Consider the following 19,412-nt stretch of genomic DNA (forward strand, 5'->3'; position numbering starts at 1 on the left):
TACCCATACCGACAACAATCAAGTGTGCATGACTGTCAACGGAGGTTCTTGATCGATCAGTTCCTCAACTCGGTTGTTCTCACCCATCAAAGCCACCTTCGGTCGGAAATCAGCCAGTTCTTCCTGTGGAACCATAGCATAGGCTACGATGATGATGATATCATCCGGTTGTACAAGACGGGCTGCTGCACCATTCAAACAAACGACACCACTGCCCCGTTCTCCAGGGATCACATACGTTTCTAACCGAGCTCCATTATTATTATTGACAATTTGAACTTTTTCGTGCGGTAAAATATCGACCTGGTCTAAAATGTCCTGATCAATCGTGATACTTCCTACATAATTTAAATTAGCTTCCGTCACTTTCGCGCGGTGTATTTTGGCTTTCATCATGGTGCGAAACATGATTTCTCCTCCTAAACCCTTAGCTTATATTATCTTTTAAACAATCGGTGACTTGCCTTACATGTCAATCAGTATATTATCGATAAGCCGCGCTTTTTCAAAGAAAACGGCTGTTGCCAGAATCATCTGCCCTTTTGGCTTATCCAACTGCTGCAAGTCAGGATATGAAAGGAATTCAATATAATCTATTCTACCATGAGTGCGTTCTTCAATAAATGCTTGAACTTCTGAGACTACTTGTTCTCTCGATGCTCCTTGAAGTGCCAGTTCCTTCCCGTGCAGAAGGGATTGGTAGATGAATGGCGCCTCTTTCCGTTCCTGTTCGCTCAAATAAACATTACGACTGCTTTTGGCTAGTCCATCCGCTTCTCGGACTGTCGGCACCGGAACGAGCTCAACAGGGAAATTGAAATCCTCAATCAAGGCATCGACTACAGCTACCTGCTGTGCATCCTTTAACCCGAAATAGGTCTTAGAAGGTCTGCATAGATTGAATAATTTACTTAATACTGTGACCACACCGTCAAAATGTCCTTGTCTGCTTCTTCCACAAAGGACATCCGCACGCCTTTTCACTGTCAATTCAATGGATGATGGTCCTGGATACATCGCTTCTGCATGAGGAAAGAACAGGTAGTCCACCTTATGCTTGAGAGCGACTTTCCTGTCATGAGCTTCATCCCTCGGATAACGGTCAAGATCTTCATTAGGTCCGAACTGAAGAGGATTTACAAAAATGCTGAGAACAACAATCTCGTTTTCTTTTCTTGCAGCTTCCAACAGTTTCTCATGACCTTCATGGAGATACCCCATCGTAGGAACAAAACCGATCGTCTTGCCTGAAGCTTGCAGCAGTGTGCTGATCCGTTGCATTTCTTTTGGTGTCTCGATAATTTCCATCGTCAATCCCCTTTTATATCTGGAAGCAAATGCTTATCGATAGTAAATGTATGCTGTTCTTCAGGAAATGCCTGTTGTTTGACCTCCTGAACATAAGTGGACAGTGCGCTTTGGATCTCCTCATTGTTATCCAGGTAAGGTTTGACGAATTTAGGTAGACGCTCCACCCCATATTTAAGGACGTCGTGGTAGACGAGTACCTGACCATCACAACCTGCACCGGCGCCTATTCCTATAGTGGGAATCGAAAGCCGTTGTGAGATCATATCCGCAAGTTCTCTCGGTACACATTCCAGGACCAAAGCAATTGCTCCACTTTTTTCGATAGCTAAAGCATCCTGGATCATCTGAGTTGCAGTCTCTTTACTTTTACCTTGGACTTTATAGCCTCCGAGTACATTGACAGACTGTGGGGTCAACCCTAAATGCCCTACTACCGGTATTCCACCTTCGGTCAGGCGTGAGATCGTCTCCAACACCAACTCACCAGCTCCTTCAAGCTTCAGCGCTTGAGCATTCGTCTTCTGATAGATCTCCATCCCATTCCTCAAAGCATCTTCAATAGAAACGTGATAGGACATGAATGGCATATCAACGACGACGAACGTATCCTTCGCTCCTCTTGTAACGGCTTTTCCGTGATGGATCATATCCTCCACTGTAACTGGGATGGTCGAATCATAGCCAAGCACTACCATACCAAGTGAATCACCAACAAGAATCATATCTACATCAGCTGCTTCGGCAAGCTTTGCTGATGGAAAATCATATGCTGTGATCATTGCTATTTTTTCATTTTCCTGTTTCATCTTCATCATTTTTGAACGGTTAAGCATGATACCCTCCTTCTCCCCACTCTATTTCTGCAGAGTAAAGCTTTTCATGGCTTCCGTCTTCATTCCTGATTTGCAGCGCTCCATCCGCTTCGATCCCGACCAGTGTAGCTTTCCATTTCTTTTTCATGGTTGAAATCGTTACGGTTTCGTCAATCCGGTAACCATAGTGTTCCCATGTCAGCTTGATCGGTTTGAATCCTTCTTTTAAGAAAACCTCATATGTATGCTCGAATTTCTTAAGGATTTTCTGAATAAGCTTAGTGATATCCCATGCATGTCCGGTCGATTCTTTTAATGAACTCGCTTTATATCGGATATCATCCGGGAATTTGCTTCCATCCTGATTCACATTCATACCGATTCCTATGACGATATACTGGATATGGTCCTGCTCCGCCTGCATTTCAGTAAGGATCCCAGATACTTTCTTGTGATCGATCAGCAGGTCATTCGGCCATTTTATCTGAGGCTCGACATCACCTTCCACGGCTAGTACCTGGGCAAGCACAGTTGCAGCGAGTAAAGTGATTTGAGGTGCCTGAACGGGAGCAAGGTCCGGTCGAAGAATGATGCTCATCCAGATTCCTTCCCCTTTTTTGGAATGCCAGCTACGCGCTTTTCTGCCTTTACCTTTCAGCTGTTCATCTGCAACGATGACAGTACCGTGCGGTGCACCTTCCTTTGCAAGCTCATGTCCAATATCCTGCGTAGAATTGACTTGATCATAATGGTGGAGATGTTTGCCCATCCATTTCGTCTCCAGCCCCCACTGCAACGTGTTCTGGCTCACCTTATCCGGGTTCGAGATGATGCGGTAGCCTTTCCTAGGTGCCGCTTCTATTTGGTAACCATCCAATTCGAGCTGTTTCATATGCTTCCAGACCGCTGTCCTTGAGATGTCCAGTTGGTTGGAAAGTTCCTGTCCTGAGATATATTCAGCTCGATTATTTTCCAGTAAGTTGATCAGTTTCATACGGGTGGATGCCATTTTACAACCCACTCCTTTATTTCATTATACTCGTTTTTCAAATCTCGGAAAACAACTGCCCGCTCAACCTCGTTTAGCAGATTGCCAATCCACGGCCCTTTTTGACGAGCCGGATAGATTTCAGTGAGCGCTTTCCCATCGAAATCGATTTCCTTTCTGTTCTTTACAGGTAATGCATTGTGAAGATCACTTACCCTACGGTAGACTTCTTCAGCTTCCATCTGATATATAAGTCCCGTAACACGTGCAAAGGACTGATAAAGCGTCTCTGGAAGGTTATAGACAAGCCAAGCATCGATTTCTCCGGATTTTAAGTACAGTTGAAGTGCATTCAATAGTGCCTCAGCTTTGTTCGCTGTCTTATTCGAGAGCTTCCATTCCCGTACCCATCGCTTGACGGAAAGATCAGTCTCCTGAAACGTGTAATAGCTGATGAGTTCTGCAAAGTTCTCTAAAGGAGATAGCTTATACTTCAAGAGCAGGGATGGCTGTTCATCGAACACGGGGAGCATTTCTGAGATGTTAACAGCTTCACTGATCTCAAGTGCTTTATCCAGATAAGGGCCGCGGAACATCTTTTCAAATTCGATTGCTACTCGTTCCACCGCAATTTTCTTCAATAAATGAATGTGCGCCTTCATGGCATCCATTGTACTGGACTCGATCGTAAACCCAAGTTGGCTGACAAACCGGATAGCCCGCATCATACGCAGTGGGTCCTCCTGGAACCTTTCCATTGGCGAACCGACCGCCTTGATCTCTTTCTTTATGATATCTGATCGTCCCCCAAAAGGATCCTCAAGATTACCTGCTTGATCAAGCGCAATGGCATTCATCGTAAAGTCTCTTCTGGCTAGATCCATTTTTACATCCTTCACGAAGGCAACATGATCCGGGTGTCTGTAATCCCTGTAATTGTCTTCCACACGAAATGTAGTGACTTCATAAGATTCACCATGATGGCGGACCATTACTGTCCCATGTTCAATGCCAATAGGAATGACTTTAGTGAAAATCTTCATTATTTCTGCTGGCGTGGCAGAACTCGCAATGTCAATGTCACCGATTTCTCTACCGATCAATTTATCCCTGACCGATCCGCCGACTATATAAGCCCGATGTCCATGCCGTTCGATTGTGTTTACAATTTCCATCGCTTGATCTAACTTCAGATCCTGCTCTTCCATTTTCATCTCAGGTCAACACCTGTTCATATAATTTTTCGTATTGTTTCAGGATGCGCGTGGAGTGAAATTCGTTATCCACTCTCATTTTACTGTTCCGAGAGAAGCTTTTCCACATTTCTTCATCCCTCAGCAGACGAAGACCTTGATCGGCAACCGCCTGCACATCGCCTACTTCAGTGATAAAGCCGGTTTCTCCTTCGACGATGACCTCTGGTATACCACCTATACGTGTACCGATGCATGGTACTCCGCATGCCATCGCTTCAAGCAATACGAGACCAAAGCTTTCCTTTTCTGACAGCAGCAGTTTCAAGTCTGCAATGGACAGCAGCTCAGATACATTTTCCTGTTTTCCGAGAAACAGAACCTGGTCATCAATCCCTAAGTCTTTCACAAGCTGATAGGCTGTCGTATATTCTGGTCCATCTCCTACCATCAAAAGTTTCGCAGGCATTTCTTCTGCAATCAGATGGAAGGAGCGGATGACATCGTCAATCCGTTTCACTTTACGGAAGTTGGAAATATGAACGACGACTTTTTCATCTTCCGATATATCGAACTGCTTCCGGAGGTCCTGGTTGCATTGACGGTGATACTCCCGTTCATCTACAAAGTTATAAATGACATCCATTTCCCGTTCGACGGAAAGCATTTCTTTAGTCTGATCTACCAGACTCTGGGAAACTGCAGTGACACGATCGGAAGCCTCGATACCGAACTTGATGATATTTTTCATGCTTGGATCGATCCCAAGCACAGTGATATCAGTTCCGTGCAACGTTGTAATGATCTTCACATCCCGTTCCACCATCTGCTTGGCAAGGATTGCACAAATGGCATGCGGCATCGCGTAATGGACATGGAGGATGTCGAGTTCCTCCCTATTGATGACTTCTGCCATCTTATTCGCTAATGCCAAATCGTATGGTGGATGCTGGAATACTGGATAATTACTTACTTCTACTTCGTGATAAAAAATATTTGAATAAATCCGATTCAACCGGAAGGGTACCTGTGAGGCAATAAAATGGATTTCATGACCTTCTTCAGCCAATAACTTCCCTAATTCTGTAGCGATCACCCCTGAGCCTCCGACTGTAGGATAGCATGTAATTCCTATCTTCATCCTGCAATCACCTTCAATTCTCTTTCTGTTTTTCCTTAATGATGTTCCTCCAGTGGAAATCGCCACGCTCCAACGCCTTGATAAAAATTTCCGCACTAGCCAGATTGGTGGCCAATGGAATGCGATGCACATCACAAAGCCGCATCAATGCACTGACATCCGGCTCATGTGGTTGTGCCGTTAGGGGATCTCTAAAGAAAATGACCAGATCCATATCATTTTCAGCAATTTTTGCACCGATCTGCTGGTCCCCTCCAATCGGGCCGGACTGGAAGCGAACCACATCCATCTGTGTCGCTTCCTCAATCCTTTTGCCGGTCGTACCGGTTGCAAAAAGCTTATGATGTTCCAATACCTTTTGATAAGCAACCGTAAATTGAATCATTTCCTTCTTTTTCTCATCATGGGCAATCAGAGCAATATTCATAAGCATTCTCCCCTATTCCATTATGTTTTCAAGTCCATATACAAGCGTGTCCAATCGCATGACTTCCTTGACAGCCATCTCTACACCGGACATGAACGAACCTCGGTGATAGGAATCATGCTTGATCGTCAGCGACTGGCCGGGCGATCCGAACATGACTTCCTGATGGGCGACAAGGCCAGGCAAACGTACGCTGTGGATATGGATGCCATCATGATTGGCACCTCTTGCCCCTTGCATTGTTTCTTTTTCTTCAGGGTGGCCCTGCTGTTTGCTTTCTCTTACTTCTTCAATCAGTTCCGCTGTCTTTACTGCAGTACCGGATGGTGCATCAAGCTTCTGATCATGATGTTTTTCAATGATCTCCACGTCAGGGAAGTATTTAGCTGCCCACTTTGCAAACTGCATCATAAGTACTGCACCAACAGCAAAGTTAGGCGCGATGATCGTGCCAAGTCCTTTCGACTCTGCAAGCTCTCTCAATTCTTCAAGCTGCTCCGGCTTGAAGCCTGTCGTTCCAACTACAGGGCGGATATTATGCTGTAGGGCGAGCTTCGTGTGTTTGTAGCCGTATTCAGGTGTCGTCAGATCTACAAGCACATCCGCATCAATTTCTGAAAAGCACTGTTCCGCATCCTCATAAATCATAGCATCCATATTCGGCAGTTCCTCGATTTCCTTGACTTGCTTCCCACCGTTTTTCCGATCAAGACAGGCAACAAGTTCAAGCGTCTCGCTGCTCTCGATCATTCTCAAAGCTTCTGAACCCATCTTTCCCCGTGGTCCGGCTACAATCACTTTTATGGATTTCATTGATCTTTCACTCCTGTCTCTTTATGTGTCCAACGATCCTTATCACGCGTTTCGATTTTTGATATTGACCGCTCAAAGGCATCGGACATATCAATATCAAGGGAATTGGCAAAGCAGGTCAGTACGAACAGCACATCGCCAAGTTCTTCTTCAACCGCTTTTTCCTCCTCTGTTGCTTTCTTCGGTTTTTCACCATAATGGTGATTCACTTCGCGGGCCATCTCACCCACTTCTTCAGTGAGGCGGGCGAGGTTGCTCAAAGGGGAAAAATACCCTTCCTTGAATTGGGATATGTATCGATCCACCCGCTCCTGGATTTCCTTTGTCGTATAGTTTTTATCCTGCATTGTTCAAACGACTCCTTTATACTGAAAACATATCTTCCTAAATGGTAGCCAAAACGACGGCTTTTGACAAATCATTGATACGAAAAATGAGTGATTGTCGGTTGGTGGACTATTGACTATAATGGTAAAGGCGTATAAAAAAACATCGGAGGTGGAAAAATGAAATTTTTCGGACTGAAATTGAAAAACATCATCTTCATCTTGTTAGGCTCAGCGATCTTTTCATTCGGACTCGTACATTTCAATATGCAGAACAATTTGGGAGAGGGCGGATTTACAGGTATAACCTTGCTATTATACTTCTTATTTGATTGGAGCCCTTCCGTGATGAACATCGTCCTCAATATCCCGGTTTTCCTGATCGGATGGAAAATGCTCGGCAGGAACACATTTTTATATACATTGATCGGAACATTTGCGGTTTCGTTGTTCATTTGGGTGTTCCAGGAGAATATGATTGAAGTGGATCTTCATTCCGATATGACACTTGCAGCTTTATTTGCAGGAGTATTCGTAGGTGTCGGCCTTGGAATCATCTTTCGATATGGTGGTACCACCGGAGGCGTGGACATCATCGCTCGTTTGATTAATAAACACTGGGGATGGAGCATGGGACGAGCAATGTTCCTATTCGATGCGATTGTTATCGTTACCTCAATCATCACCTATCTGAATGCAATCGAAGGGATGTACACGCTTGTAGCAGTATTTGTTGCAGCAAGAGTCATCGACTTCATCCAGGAAGGTGCCTATGCTGCTCGTGGTGCAACGATCATCTCTGAAGAGAGCGATGCCATTTCCGCAAAAATCATGAAACATATGGACCGCGGAGTGACCGTGCTTCAGGGGAAAGGATCTTTCACAGGAAACAGAAGGGATGTCCTTTACTGTGTGGTCGGTAAAAACGAAATCGTCCGTTTGAAGCATATCATCGATTCAGTCGATCCGCATGCCTTCGTAGCAGTCAGTACGGTTCATGATGTTATGGGGGAAGGATTTACATTGGATGAGAATAAGCGTCCGCTAGAAGATTAATATTAAAACAAGCCAAGAAAAAAGCAGGTGATTTCGATGTGAAATCACCTGCTTTTTAAAATTATAATTAATCGTCACCGTTCATCCCAACAAACATGAGGACGAAACGAAGCAATTCTGCAACTGCAACAAGAGCAGCTGCAACGTATGTCAATGCAGCAGCATTGAGTACTTTTTTCGTTTTGCGCTCTTCATCATTACGGATGACTCCGGTAGAAACCATCTGAGACATCGCCCTGTTCGATGCGTCGAATTCAACCGGCAGTGTAACAAGCTGGAACAGAACAGCCACTGCAAAGAAAATGATACCAAGAAGTGCAAGGTTCATCATTCCGAATATGAATCCGCCGATGATCAGGAAGATGGAAATATTGGATCCGAACCCTGCCACAGGGACCAATGCATGTCTGAAACGAAGAAATGCGTAATCCTGTGCATCCTGGATCGCATGCCCTACTTCGTGAGCGGCGATTGCAGAAGCAGCCATCGAACTTCCGTGATAGTTATCCGTAGATAATCGGACAGCTTTCTTTCTTGGATCATAATGGTCCGTCAGTTTACCACGTGTTTCTTCTATGCGTACATCGTATAAACCGTTGTCATCTAAAATCTTTCTGGCAACCTGTGCTCCAGTCATATGGGAAGATGTCCCAACCTTGGAGTATTTCTTGTACGTGCTTTTCACCCTGGACTGTGCCCAAAGTGGAATCAGAATCAATAACGCAAGGTAAATCAAGTAACTCCCCAAACCCATTAGTCATTCCTCCGTCTTTGTTGTAGCTTACTTTATCTATTTCTTAGGTCAATTTTAGTCAAAATACATAAAAAAATCAACTATTTCTGCTTCGATTGTACTGCTTCTTTTTTTCTGCCTGGTACTTTCTATAGCCTACATATAACAACGTAAACAAGATTGCACCACCGATGATGGTAATCGTCCAGAACAATGCATCCAACAGGAAAGGATTCCCTTGGTTATCTTGATGGTGGAACAATTCAAGCGATAAACTCAAAGTTCGTTCAATTTCTTCCCTGGTTTCAGCTTGATCCAGTTGCTGGTATTTTTCCAGATACTCCTGGAATACGAATTCATCATAATATAAAGATGCGGCAGGCAGTAACTCATGCCAACGATCAAGTATTCCGATGATGTCGCGTTCAGCTATCAGATCATGCCCCTGCAAACTTTCTTTGATTTCATACACCATTTGATCCTGTTCATGGATGAAGTATCTCGCCTCACCACCAATAAGCACATCCAGCCACAAGGCCAAGGGCATGCCAGGTGAAGGCATTTCAGTCAGATACTCTGGAACCTGCTCTTTTTGCTTGATGACCGTAGTAAAGTCCTGATGCTTGGATGGCTTATGTTCTTTTATATAGTCTTCCAACTTGTCCATATTGTATCGTAGGAATTTATCGGAAAGTTCCAGTTCCCCCTCTTTGATCAGCGAATAGTATTCTTCGACAACCGATTGGGCGTCCTGATGTCCATGTGCCATTGCGGATTGATTGAAAAGAACACTGAACATAAGTATGCTCAGTATCCAACAAATGATCATCCGTAACATAGTGTCCCCCTCTTTCCTTACTTTCTCTTATAAAGTATGAGAGAAGGGACAAGTTTAGACCATGGATGCTGGACGCTTTTTCAACCGAGGTCTCAATGCAAAGAAGTACGCGATCCATATGCTGACGATGCTTAACCAGAATGTGAAATAACCGATTTCATTCATGTATTCAATCAATGAACCATAGATCGGCATCTGCTCGAACACATAATCAATGATGTCATTGTGAAGCGTCCATATTGCAGCTACAACGAGATGCCTCACCCTTAATCGGTAGTACGGGCTGTACAGGATTCCCTGTATTGCCATGGCACCATGGGAGGCAATCAGCATATAACCTTCCCAAGGCAAGGAGCCTTGCACGGAAAGAGTCAGCAGATTCATCACAACTGCCCATATTCCGTATTTGAACAAGGTAATGATCGCTAAAGCTTCTATGTATGGAACATTTTTACCCATCAGAAAGAAGAATAGGAATATACAAAAGAACAAACTCGCTGTCGGGCTATCCGGTACGAAAATCAAAAACAGAGGATCAGTGATCTCCAACTGCCAGCCGTACCATATGTAACCATAAATCGTTCCAAATACGTTGACAATTAAAAGAAAAATGAGGAACATTCTGTTCGTCAGGATGTAGTCATAAAATAACTTCATACTTTCACCTCGATTTGTGACAGATAGTAGAGAAGCCGCGCTTACATAAGCGCGGCTTGAAAATTTCTATTCATTTGAGGACAATGAGGAATTATTCTTCCCCTTCGCCTTCACCTTCTTCGCCTTCTCCACCTTCAGGATTTTTGATGAAATCAGCAAGTGCTTGCAGTTCTTCATCAGATCCCTGGAAGATGTCAGCTGGCATACTTCCAATTCCCTCTACGGCAATTGTTTTTATTTCATCTGCAGATTTCTCTGTATCGATCAATGGCGGTCCTGAGTTACCTTGAAGCTGGTCACCATGACAAGACAGACAGTTCGCTTCGTAAACCGCATAGCCTTCTGAAGAAGTGTCAATTTCTGACTCGACAGCTTCAACATCTACACTATACTTCTCAGCACGCTCTTCATAATTAGCATGAATGACTGATTCATACGTCAACCAGAAAGTAGCGATTACACCTAGAAGCATAAGGCCCGTTGCAATCGGACGTCTAGTTGGACGACGTTCAGGACCTACGTCCAGGAACGGAGCAAGTAACAGAGCACCGAATGCCAGACCTGGCATTACGATCGCACCAAGTACGATATAATTTCCACCTGCGAACTCATATTTCAGGAATTGGTATAAGAATAGGAAGTACCAGTCAGGTAATGGAATATACCCAGCGTTTGTAGGATCCGCCTGTTGCTCCAATGGAGATGGATGAGCGGCAACCAATATAAGGAAGCCGATCAGGAACACGGCACCTACTAGCCATTCCTTCAAAAGGAAGTTTGGCCAGAATGCTTCAGTACGACCTGGATATTCAGAATAATCTTTCGGTATGTTAGGTTTACGTCCGGCAGCGACTCGGGAGTCACCGACGAATTTCATGCCTTTTCCCCTATGCACAGCATTCCCTCCTTTTCACGTTTGCTGAATCCTATAGCGGTCCAGAAATACCTTGTTTACGAATCATCACAAAGTGTGCTCCCATCAGTCCGAACAATGCAGCCGGAAGGAAGAACACATGGATGGCGAAGAAACGGGTCAACGTCTGCGCTCCAACGATGGATGGATCCCCTGCAAGTAATGTACGCAAGTGATCACCAATGAATGGAGTTGCAGCTGCGATTTCAAGACCAACTACTGTTGCGAAATAGGCTTTGTTATCCCATGGCAGCAGATACCCTGTGAAACCTAGACCAAGCATGACGAAAAAGATCAGGACCCCAACGATCCAGTTCAATTCACGCGGTTTCTTGTAAGCACCTTGGAAGAAGACACGTAATGTATGTAGGAACATCATGACGATGACCAGACTCGCGCCCCAGTGGTGCATACCGCGGACAATTTGTCCGTGTGCGACTTCTCTTTGTAAGTAATAGACTGATTTCCAAGCGTTTTCAATATCAGGTACGTAATACATCGTAAGGAACATCCCTGATAACACTTGAATCACTGTCACGAAAAATGTCAAACCACCAAAACAATATACGAATGCAGAAAAATGATGTGCTGGATTGACGTGTTCCGGCACTTCGTGGTCGGCGATATCACGCCACAAAGGAGTGATGTCAACTCGTTCGTCGACCCAATCATAAAGCTTTTGCAGCATGTATTACACCTTCTCTCTAGATTTTGCGTCTCCGAGGTACAGCATACCATCCTTCACTTCATGCACATAAAGTGGCAATGGAGCGGTCGGCGGAGTGTTTGGTACGTTGTTCCCGCTCTTCTCATAACGTCCTCCATGACAAGGACAATAGAATTCATTCGGGTATTCTTCATTGCTGGCCCAGTTGACTGTACAACCTAAATGGGTACAGATCGGTGAAAGCGCTACCACTTCGTCATTTTCATCAAGGTAGACCCATGCGCTTTTTTGTACTTGGGATTCATACCATCCGTCAACCTGTTCGATCTTCCAGTCAAACCGCTGTGGTTCATTTGAAAGCTTGTCCATCTCGGTTACAGGTGCCAATTCACCTTCCTGACTAGGTTTCAGTACCGGATCAATGGCAAAACGAACCATCGGCGCAAGCATTCCGGCAGCCATGAAACCTCCGACACCTGTCAAAGTGTAGTTCAGAAATTGTCGACGGGATACTTGTTTTTTATCGCTCATTCTTTTCCCCCCTCTATGCTGTGCTTCATATCACATGGTTAATATTACATTCAGTTTACTAGGACAATACAATGATAGCGTAAACTGTAAGCCCGGTCAATAAAATATCGGGCAATACAAAAAGTTTTCAAATTACCAGTATGACTGGATCAAACCGGTGATTTCCCTGACCTGCTCTTTGACAAATGACTGAGTTGCTGTCGAGTTGAGATCACTCGTTCCCATTGCAGGTACCCAAATCAGATCCGCATCGACATTTTTCTCATACTTCTTCCACTTCGAATCCATCGTGAATAAGAAAACGTGCTGGAACGGTTGACTTTTGAATTTGGATATCCAGCGATTCAACCGCTCTGCTTCTCCCTCTTCATCGCCCGACAAGTAAGTGTAAAGTGGCGTCAGTAATAGTCTCCCTTTACATTCATTTTCAATTTCCCGACAGAACAATTGAGTCAATTCGTTCTGCACTGCCTGTTTGATCATAAGTTCCTCGTTGGAGGGATCCATAGGAATCAAAGGGATCAAGAGCGTATCAATGTACTCTTTCGCTTGTTGGAATTGTTCAAGATCTTGCTTCATCCATTGCATCTGTTTTCACTATCCTTTCCTTACCATCCCTTATTTTACTAGATTTTAGTCAAAAAAAAAGAAAAAACCGAATCTTTTCGATCCGGTTTGTAAACTAAATCTGTTTTTGCAGTTCATCGGTAATCTGTCTCATCTGTTCAGAAAGGCGTTGGAAGTTGCTTCGATCACCTTGGTCCAGAGCTTGGTCAATTTCTTTTTCCAACTGCTGTTTCTGATGTTCAAGCAGACTGATATCGAGCAGTCTACCAGCCAGCTGTTTATCTTTTGCTGTTATATAATGATTCACAGGTACGTAAGGGTTCTCTTCCAAAACCGCCGCATATCTGTGGCACTGGTGGGACTGGTCGAAGCTCAACTGGATATACAGAGGCTCCTTCTGGTTCAAACGAATATCATGAAATGACTTTTCTGCGTCAGTCGTCATCACTTGATCCTTATAAAAACGGAATGGCGGCGTCTTCACACCTTGGGCACTGATCAAGATTCCCCTGGGACTGAACTCAACTTCGTCGACAAAATGAGCATGATTCAAAATCGTCTCATGATTGATCAAGTAATTCAGAATCCACACACTCTCTCTTTTTTTCAACTGATAATGGTTCAAAAACCACCGGACAAAATCCTTTTTATCCTGTACAGATATCGGTGTTTCCATATTCGCCCCTCCTGCGCCGTTTTAACGAAACTAACCACGATCTTCCAGACGATGGATGAATTCCTCTACCTCACTGTCAGTCGGCTCAAAAGTCAAATAGTCAACCAGTACACGTTTACCTTTCTCGATCCTCCCCTCTTCGATCAGGAAGTATCCGTACTCTTTCAGGAACTCACTATCTTCTTTTAATGAATTATATGCTTCATCATAATGTTTTATTGCATCAGAATATGCTTCTTCAGATTCATATGCACGGGCCAGTTCCCAATGATAGTTCGCATCAGATTCGCCAAGATCGATGACGTGATTCAGCAAGTCGATGATCGCTTCTCCATCGCCATCCTGTTTATAATTTTCGATAAGGAACATGACAGCTTCCTTGTAGCCTGGGTCAAGGCTGATCGCCTCTCTCATTTTCTGATACGCTTCTTCTTTATTTCCCTGGCGGTGAGCAAGTGTCGCCGCAAGGTAGAACAGTTCCTTGTTGAACTCATCCTTCGCGAGACCTTTTTCTGCCATTTCATATGCTTCTTTATGCATCCCTTCTGCTTCATAAGCTTCAGCCAGATGCATATATACCGATTGATAGAACGGGTCGCGCTCTACTAAATCTTCCCATACTTTGATTGCGATATCGTTCCTTCCAGCCTGATGAGCGACAAATCCATAACGGAAGTTCACATCGGGGTTTTCTTCTTCAACCTTTTGGAAGTAGGAGAGCGATTGTTCGAAATCTCCTGTAGCTGCATAAGCTTCAGCTAACCTTGTGGAAACCTCCACGTCGCCTATGACACCTTCCCGCTGAATCGCATTTTCATAAAATGGGATACTTTTATTATACTCGCCGTTCGAGAAAGATAACTCACCTAATGCAAAATCGATGACTGCCTCATTAGGGGCTGCTTCCTTGGCTGCAAGCAATTTCTGTTCAGCTACTTCAAACAGCCCCTGTGACTGATAGAGATCAGCCAGCTGCATCAAGGCAGGTAAATAATCTTCTTCTCCAGGAACGAATTGGTTAAGAATATTTATTGCGTCTTCATCTTCTTCAAGATCGATATAAATTTCAGCGAGCATGATCTTCAATTCGTTTTCATCCGGATAACGCTGCAATAATTCTTTAAGAATCATCTTAGCTTCATCCAGAATTCCCCACTGGATGAACAATTCGGCTATCGTAAACCGTTCTTCCTCATCCGCTTCAGGAAGATAGGAGTGCAATGTCTCCAGTGCTTCTTCTGTTTTATTCGCTTCCATCAAATGGACTGCTTTTTGTATTTCCTCCATAATGACACCCTTTCGACCTACAAGAAATGCTTAGGAATGGAGACGGTGAGATGCCTTCCCCTGACATTTTCTTCACTCATCTTCTGATTGATCATAAGCACTTTTCCGTTCATAATCGTAACATTCGGAATAGCATCATGATAACTGAATTCTTCACAATCATCAATAAGCTCGGCTTCATGGTGCAAATAAAGGTTATAATCGGCATACCCACCAGCAATGAAGGCACCTTTATAGGGGTAGATCCCTGTCTGGCGCAAGGTCCGAAATGGCAAAGGGTCGACTCCGATTCGATCTTCGAGCGTGATCATCTCACAAGATGATGCAAGAGCTTTCCAAGCTGACCACAGCTTCTGGTAATCAACATTCTTCTCATTAATCAATGGAGAAATAGGTATCCGTGAATGGGATTGGGCCTGCACGAACCATTCCCAGCCGATTCCTTCCATGTCACTTACCCGTTCAATACCGACAAGGATGATTGGACATTTCTGGCGGCCGAAATAGCGAATTGCTGCAGCATCTAGTAATCGTGGAGGAAATAGTGGTGCTACCATGTAATCAAGTGGAAAATCTTCCAGTGTGGTAAGGAATGTATGGTATTTATGCTTATATTCCATTGATGATGAAATTGGTAGAGGAATGATGAGCAATGTGCAGCCCTTTTTCAAATATGCTTGTGCGATGGATTGCCTGTCCGGAGAATGATAGACACTGCACGATGTATCGACAAACACATTCCCCGGGGTAACTTGTAGTGCAGACAAATCCATCTCGACAACCGGCTCTTTACCGGAATAGCTGCGGACGAACCTTTCACCTTCCACTCTGATTTCACTTTCCGACCATTGCTTGTCCTCCCATAACTTCTGAAAAAAATAATAAGCTCCCATACAGTTCTCACCTCAAAGGCTTTTCTATAAGCCTATGTGCAAGAGCTGTCTACTATGAAGCATTCATGAAGATCGTACCAAATTCTCTAAATCCGCAAAGAAGTCCGGGTAGGAAATGTCGATGCAGCTCCCATTATGCAAAAAGGAGGTTCCTTCAGCGATCATAGAAGCGATGCTGATCATCATTCCTATCCGATGATCCATCATACTGTCCAGGCTGGCACCTTTCAAGGAAGCGCCCCCTTGAATAGTCATCCCATCTTCCTTACCTATGATGTATGCACCCATTTTCTGAAGTACATTCACTGTCGTCTCGACTCGATCCGTTTCCTTCACACGTAATTCTGCCGCGTCCTTGATAATCGTTTCCCCGCCTGCTTGTGTGGCTACAAGTGCAAGTATAGGGATTTCATCAATCAACCGTGGAATGATATCACCATCGATAGTAGTTCCATGGAGTTTTCTATGAACTACTTCGACCTCTCCTATCGGTTCTCCTCCCACTGTCCGGGTTATCTCTGTATTAATTTCAGCACCCATCAATCGGAGTGCATCAATGAATCCTGTCCTTGTATGGTTCAATCCTACATCCTTGATGATTACATGACTACCCGGAATGATCGCTGCGGCAGCGATGAAGAAAGCTGCCGAAGAAATATCACCCGGAACTTTCATATCCGCAGGGGATAATGTTTGCCCACCAGTGACTGAAATTTCATTACCTCTTACAAAAATGTCCACACCGAAGCGAGGAAGCATCTGTTCCGTATGATCGCGGGTCTTTGCTTTTTCAACGATGGTCGTCGTGCCTTCTCCCAGTACGCCCGCTAAAAGGATAGCTGATTTGACTTGCGCGCTTTTGACTGGCATCTGATAGGTGATTCCTCTTAGCCTTGAGCCTATGAAAGAAAGAGGTAATAGACGCGCGCCATCTCTCCCTTCAATATGTGCACCCATTTCCCTTAACGGCATAACCACTCTGTCCATCGGACGGCGTGAGAGAGACTCATCGCCGAAACTCGTAGTGAAAAATGGCAATGAAGCAAGTACGCCTGCCACTAAACGTGCAGTTGTACCCGAGTTTCCGAAATTGATTGGAGCGGACGGCTCAGAAAATCCGTCCACCCCAGGGCTGTCGATGATCAATTCTTTTCCGTTCTGTTCAATCGACACACCCATCATACGGAATGCTTCTACCGTACGCAGGCAATCTTCTCCCGTCAGGAAGCCTTCCACCTTTGATCTTCCTCTTGCAAGCGAAGCAAAGATGACCGCACGATGGGAGATGGATTTATCCCCCGGAACGTACACTTCTCCTTTCAAGGGCTGTTCGATCGGTTGCAATTGCTTGGTTTCAGTCAAAACGGCTTCACTCCTCTATGTGTACCTCATATCCATTGTCCGATAGAATCCTGCAGGCCTTCCGCTGCTCTGCCTTAGTTTGAAAGCTGATTCGGAGTACACCTGTGATTCCTTCACGCATTTCGAGTATTTCGATATTCTTAATACTGATCTGTTGATCTGAAAAGTATGCGACGACTTGATGTAATGATCCCGGTTGATCTTCGATGTCTACATAGATATCGTAAAATGCCGGGATTGCTCCCCGTTTCTTTACAGGCAGTCCGTCCCTGAAAGCTTTCGCTTCGACAAGATAATCGTACACTGCCTCCTGTTCGTTCGATTGCAGCATCTCTTTCACCTGCTGCATTTCCCGGATCCAATCGTCGAGCATCTGCTGAAGCAAACGATCGTTCTGAAAGAAAATATCCTTCCATAATGCCGGATTGCTGGATGCGATACGGGTGATGTCACGAAAACCGCCAGCAGCGAGATCCTCCAGGTGCGGGTGCTTTGAGTGCCACTTTCTCGCCTGTTGCACAAGCGAGGATGCAATCAAGTGAGGGAAATGAGAAATGACAGCTGTCATTTCATCGTGTGCTTTACGATCGAATAATAGAAAACGCGCATTCGTAGGAAAAAGCAATTGCTGCAGTTGTTCAATCTCTCCCTCCGACACATGTTCCAGTGGTGTAAGGACATAGATGGCATTCTCGAATAGATGTGCCTTCGCAGCCTGGAATCCATGTTTGTGGGAACCTGCCATCGGATGTCCTCCGATGAATCTGACCATCGGATTGCGCACGCTTTCTGCAGCTTCGATGACATTGCCCTTAACAGAAGAGACATCAGATACGATCAGGGTTTTATTTAAACTTAAACCATCGAGCCATTGGATATACTCGATGGTTTTTGAAATTGGTGTTGCCAGCAGCAGGATATCTGATTTCTTTATAGCCTTTTCAAGGTCTATCGCTTCTTCATCGATTGCCCCGGCTTTCAATGCCTGCTCGACTGATTCGTTATTCTTGTCGTATCCGAGCACATGAACATCAGGATGCTTCCTGATGCTCAAAGCTAATGATCCGCCTATCAAGCCTAGGCCGATGATTGTTACTCTTTGTCTCAACGAACCGCTCCTGCATGGTACAGTTCCATGAAATTCTTTATCTCGGACTGGATGTGCTCCATATCTTCTTTGCTTCCGATTGTCAGTCGAATGCTCTTTGGAATTCCCAGCGCTTCACCTGATCGGACGATATACCCTTTTGAGAGAAGGTGCTGGAAAAGCTGATCTCCGCTCATCGGTAATAAGATGAACAGGAAGTTCGCTTCTGAGTCATAGTAGTTCAATCCTATTTCATTACAAAATTCCATCAAAGCATGTTTATTCGAAACGTTGCGTTTGAAGGTATCTTCAATGAATTTCTGATCATCCAATGCCAATATAGCAGCAGCCTGAGCAATCGTAGACGTGTTGAAAGGTTCCCTCGCTGGATCGAGCTGTTCGATGACTGCTGACTGGGCAACACCGTATCCGATTCGCAGTCCTGCCAGCCCATATGCTTTAGAGAATGTCCTCAGGACCATCAGATTCGGGTAACGATCCAACAGGTTGATCGCATCTGGATAATCTTCTGCTTCAATATATTCGTAATAAGCTTCGTCCAAAACGACGAGCACATCTTCCGGACACCTGTCCAGCACATTCAGCAGCTGTGTTTCGTTGATATGCGCGCCAGTCGGGTTATTCGGGCTGCATAACCATAGGACCCTCGTCTGTTCATCCACTTGGTCCAGCATCGCTTCAAGGTCATGATACCCCTCTACCAATTGTACTTCCCGGATTTCAGCACCTTCGATCAAGGCATTATGTTTATACTGCGGAAAGGTAGGAGTGGCCATTACTGTATTCGTTCCTCGTTCCAAAAACGTTCTGCAGATGATTTGGACTACTTCATCGGAGCCGTTACCGAAAATCAACTGCGTCGGATCGACACTAAGCTTTTCGGCTACTTTATCACGAAGAGCTGCAGAGTACCCATCCGGATATAGTTCAAGCTGGGAAATGAGATTTGGTAATTCCTTCTTGACCACTGGTGAAAATCCAAATGGATTTTCATTCGAAGCAAGTTTGACGATATTTTTCAAACCGTATTCTTTCTTTACTTCTTCAATTTGCTTACCAGGTTTATACGGTGACATTTGCTTTAGTATCTCTTTAGCTTTCATTCGTCTTCCT

Annotated in this window: 23 protein-coding genes; 1 reads left to right on the forward strand and 22 read right to left on the reverse strand. The window is 44.6% G+C overall.

All coding sequences use genetic code 11. From position 1 onward, the window contains the following. Positions 1-18: 18 nt before the first annotated feature. From panD to ACFQ2J_RS04570, 9 genes are read right to left on the reverse strand one after another with little or no spacing between them, the layout of a single operon-like run. Positions 19-408 carry an aspartate 1-decarboxylase gene (gene panD / locus ACFQ2J_RS04530; protein ID WP_386056978.1) on the reverse strand — a complete coding sequence of 130 codons (390 nt, stop codon included), beginning with the start codon at positions 406-408 and terminating at the stop codon, positions 19-21. A gap of 57 nt (positions 409-465) precedes the next feature. Further along, the gene (panC, locus tag ACFQ2J_RS04535) at positions 466-1,308 is read right to left on the reverse strand and encodes a pantoate--beta-alanine ligase (protein ID WP_386056980.1); all 843 of its coding nucleotides are present in this window, start codon (positions 1,306-1,308) and stop codon (positions 466-468) included. Between the two features lie 2 nt (positions 1,309-1,310). Then, positions 1,311-2,144 (reverse strand): 3-methyl-2-oxobutanoate hydroxymethyltransferase, encoded by an 834-nt coding sequence (panB, locus tag ACFQ2J_RS04540; protein WP_386056981.1) that lies wholly within the window; start codon positions 2,142-2,144, stop codon positions 1,311-1,313. Continuing rightward, entirely contained in the window at positions 2,137-3,132 is a 996-nt protein-coding gene (locus ACFQ2J_RS04545; RefSeq protein WP_386056983.1) for a biotin--[acetyl-CoA-carboxylase] ligase, read from the reverse strand. The genes panB and ACFQ2J_RS04545 overlap by 8 nt, the downstream gene beginning before the upstream one ends. Next, positions 3,114-4,325: a CCA tRNA nucleotidyltransferase gene (locus ACFQ2J_RS04550; protein WP_386056985.1), complete on the reverse strand. Its 1,212-nt coding sequence runs from the start codon at positions 4,323-4,325 to the stop codon at positions 3,114-3,116. The genes ACFQ2J_RS04545 and ACFQ2J_RS04550 overlap by 19 nt, the downstream gene beginning before the upstream one ends. A gap of 1 nt (position 4,326) precedes the next feature. Beyond that, complete coding sequence (gene bshA, locus ACFQ2J_RS04555) at positions 4,327-5,445, reverse strand: N-acetyl-alpha-D-glucosaminyl L-malate synthase BshA (RefSeq protein WP_386056987.1); 1,119 nt, start codon at positions 5,443-5,445, stop codon at positions 4,327-4,329. 13 nt (positions 5,446-5,458) lie between these two features. Next, a complete protein-coding gene (locus ACFQ2J_RS04560; protein WP_386056989.1) occupies positions 5,459-5,872 on the reverse strand; it encodes a methylglyoxal synthase in 414 nt (137 codons plus the stop codon). 12 nt (positions 5,873-5,884) lie between these two features. Beyond that, the gene (dapB, locus tag ACFQ2J_RS04565) at positions 5,885-6,685 is read right to left on the reverse strand and encodes a 4-hydroxy-tetrahydrodipicolinate reductase (RefSeq protein ID WP_386056991.1); all 801 of its coding nucleotides are present in this window, start codon (positions 6,683-6,685) and stop codon (positions 5,885-5,887) included. Continuing rightward, complete coding sequence (locus ACFQ2J_RS04570) at positions 6,682-7,032, reverse strand: nucleotide pyrophosphohydrolase (protein WP_386056993.1); 351 nt, start codon at positions 7,030-7,032, stop codon at positions 6,682-6,684. The genes dapB and ACFQ2J_RS04570 overlap by 4 nt, the downstream gene beginning before the upstream one ends. Positions 7,033-7,191: 159 nt before the next feature. Between ACFQ2J_RS04570 and ACFQ2J_RS04575 the strand changes: the two genes are divergently transcribed. Next, complete coding sequence (locus ACFQ2J_RS04575; RefSeq protein WP_386056994.1) at positions 7,192-8,067, forward strand: YitT family protein; 876 nt, start codon at positions 7,192-7,194, stop codon at positions 8,065-8,067. A 67-nt stretch (positions 8,068-8,134) separates the two neighbouring features. Here ACFQ2J_RS04575 and ACFQ2J_RS04580 read toward each other — a convergent pair whose 3' ends face one another. The 13 genes from ACFQ2J_RS04580 to hisC form a co-directional block, all read right to left on the reverse strand. Beyond that, positions 8,135-8,821: a zinc metallopeptidase gene (locus ACFQ2J_RS04580; protein ID WP_386056996.1), complete on the reverse strand. Its 687-nt coding sequence runs from the start codon at positions 8,819-8,821 to the stop codon at positions 8,135-8,137. A 76-nt stretch (positions 8,822-8,897) separates the two neighbouring features. After that, entirely contained in the window at positions 8,898-9,638 is a 741-nt protein-coding gene (locus ACFQ2J_RS04585; protein WP_386056997.1) for a sporulation protein YpjB, read from the reverse strand. A gap of 54 nt (positions 9,639-9,692) precedes the next feature. Continuing rightward, the gene (locus tag ACFQ2J_RS04590; RefSeq protein WP_386056999.1) at positions 9,693-10,295 is read right to left on the reverse strand and encodes a DUF1405 domain-containing protein; all 603 of its coding nucleotides are present in this window, start codon (positions 10,293-10,295) and stop codon (positions 9,693-9,695) included. Positions 10,296-10,386: 91 nt separating this feature from the next. Then, on the reverse strand, positions 10,387-11,190 hold the full coding sequence (locus tag ACFQ2J_RS04595; RefSeq protein ID WP_386057001.1) for a menaquinol-cytochrome c reductase cytochrome b/c subunit: 804 nt from the start codon (positions 11,188-11,190) through the stop codon (positions 10,387-10,389). 31 nt (positions 11,191-11,221) lie between these two features. Beyond that, positions 11,222-11,896 carry a menaquinol-cytochrome c reductase cytochrome b subunit gene (gene qcrB / locus ACFQ2J_RS04600; protein ID WP_386057003.1) on the reverse strand — a complete coding sequence of 225 codons (675 nt, stop codon included), beginning with the start codon at positions 11,894-11,896 and terminating at the stop codon, positions 11,222-11,224. A gap of 3 nt (positions 11,897-11,899) precedes the next feature. Beyond that, on the reverse strand, positions 11,900-12,406 hold the full coding sequence (locus tag ACFQ2J_RS04605) for a ubiquinol-cytochrome c reductase iron-sulfur subunit (RefSeq protein ID WP_386057005.1): 507 nt from the start codon (positions 12,404-12,406) through the stop codon (positions 11,900-11,902). Positions 12,407-12,538: 132 nt separating this feature from the next. Next, positions 12,539-12,994 (reverse strand): DUF2487 family protein, encoded by a 456-nt coding sequence (locus tag ACFQ2J_RS04610; RefSeq protein WP_386057007.1) that lies wholly within the window; start codon positions 12,992-12,994, stop codon positions 12,539-12,541. Between the two features lie 94 nt (positions 12,995-13,088). Further along, the gene (locus tag ACFQ2J_RS04615) at positions 13,089-13,649 is read right to left on the reverse strand and encodes a ReoY family proteolytic degradation factor (protein ID WP_386057008.1); all 561 of its coding nucleotides are present in this window, start codon (positions 13,647-13,649) and stop codon (positions 13,089-13,091) included. 30 nt (positions 13,650-13,679) lie between these two features. Beyond that, on the reverse strand, positions 13,680-14,936 hold the full coding sequence (locus ACFQ2J_RS04620) for a tetratricopeptide repeat protein (RefSeq protein ID WP_386057010.1): 1,257 nt from the start codon (positions 14,934-14,936) through the stop codon (positions 13,680-13,682). 17 nt (positions 14,937-14,953) lie between these two features. Continuing rightward, positions 14,954-15,829 carry a hypothetical protein gene (locus ACFQ2J_RS04625; RefSeq protein ID WP_386057012.1) on the reverse strand — a complete coding sequence of 292 codons (876 nt, stop codon included), beginning with the start codon at positions 15,827-15,829 and terminating at the stop codon, positions 14,954-14,956. 63 nt (positions 15,830-15,892) lie between these two features. Further along, the gene (aroA, locus tag ACFQ2J_RS04630) at positions 15,893-17,191 is read right to left on the reverse strand and encodes a 3-phosphoshikimate 1-carboxyvinyltransferase (RefSeq protein WP_386057014.1); all 1,299 of its coding nucleotides are present in this window, start codon (positions 17,189-17,191) and stop codon (positions 15,893-15,895) included. Between the two features lie 7 nt (positions 17,192-17,198). After that, entirely contained in the window at positions 17,199-18,299 is a 1,101-nt protein-coding gene (locus tag ACFQ2J_RS04635; RefSeq protein WP_386057016.1) for a prephenate dehydrogenase, read from the reverse strand. Next, positions 18,296-19,402 (reverse strand): histidinol-phosphate transaminase, encoded by a 1,107-nt coding sequence (gene hisC / locus ACFQ2J_RS04640; RefSeq protein WP_386057018.1) that lies wholly within the window; start codon positions 19,400-19,402, stop codon positions 18,296-18,298. Before hisC ends, ACFQ2J_RS04635 begins: the two co-directional genes overlap by 4 nt. Positions 19,403-19,412 lie beyond the last annotated feature (10 nt).

The organism is Thalassobacillus hwangdonensis (genome assembly GCF_042675915.1).
GTDB lineage: Bacteria > Bacillota > Bacilli > Bacillales > Halobacillaceae > Thalassobacillus_A > Thalassobacillus_A hwangdonensis.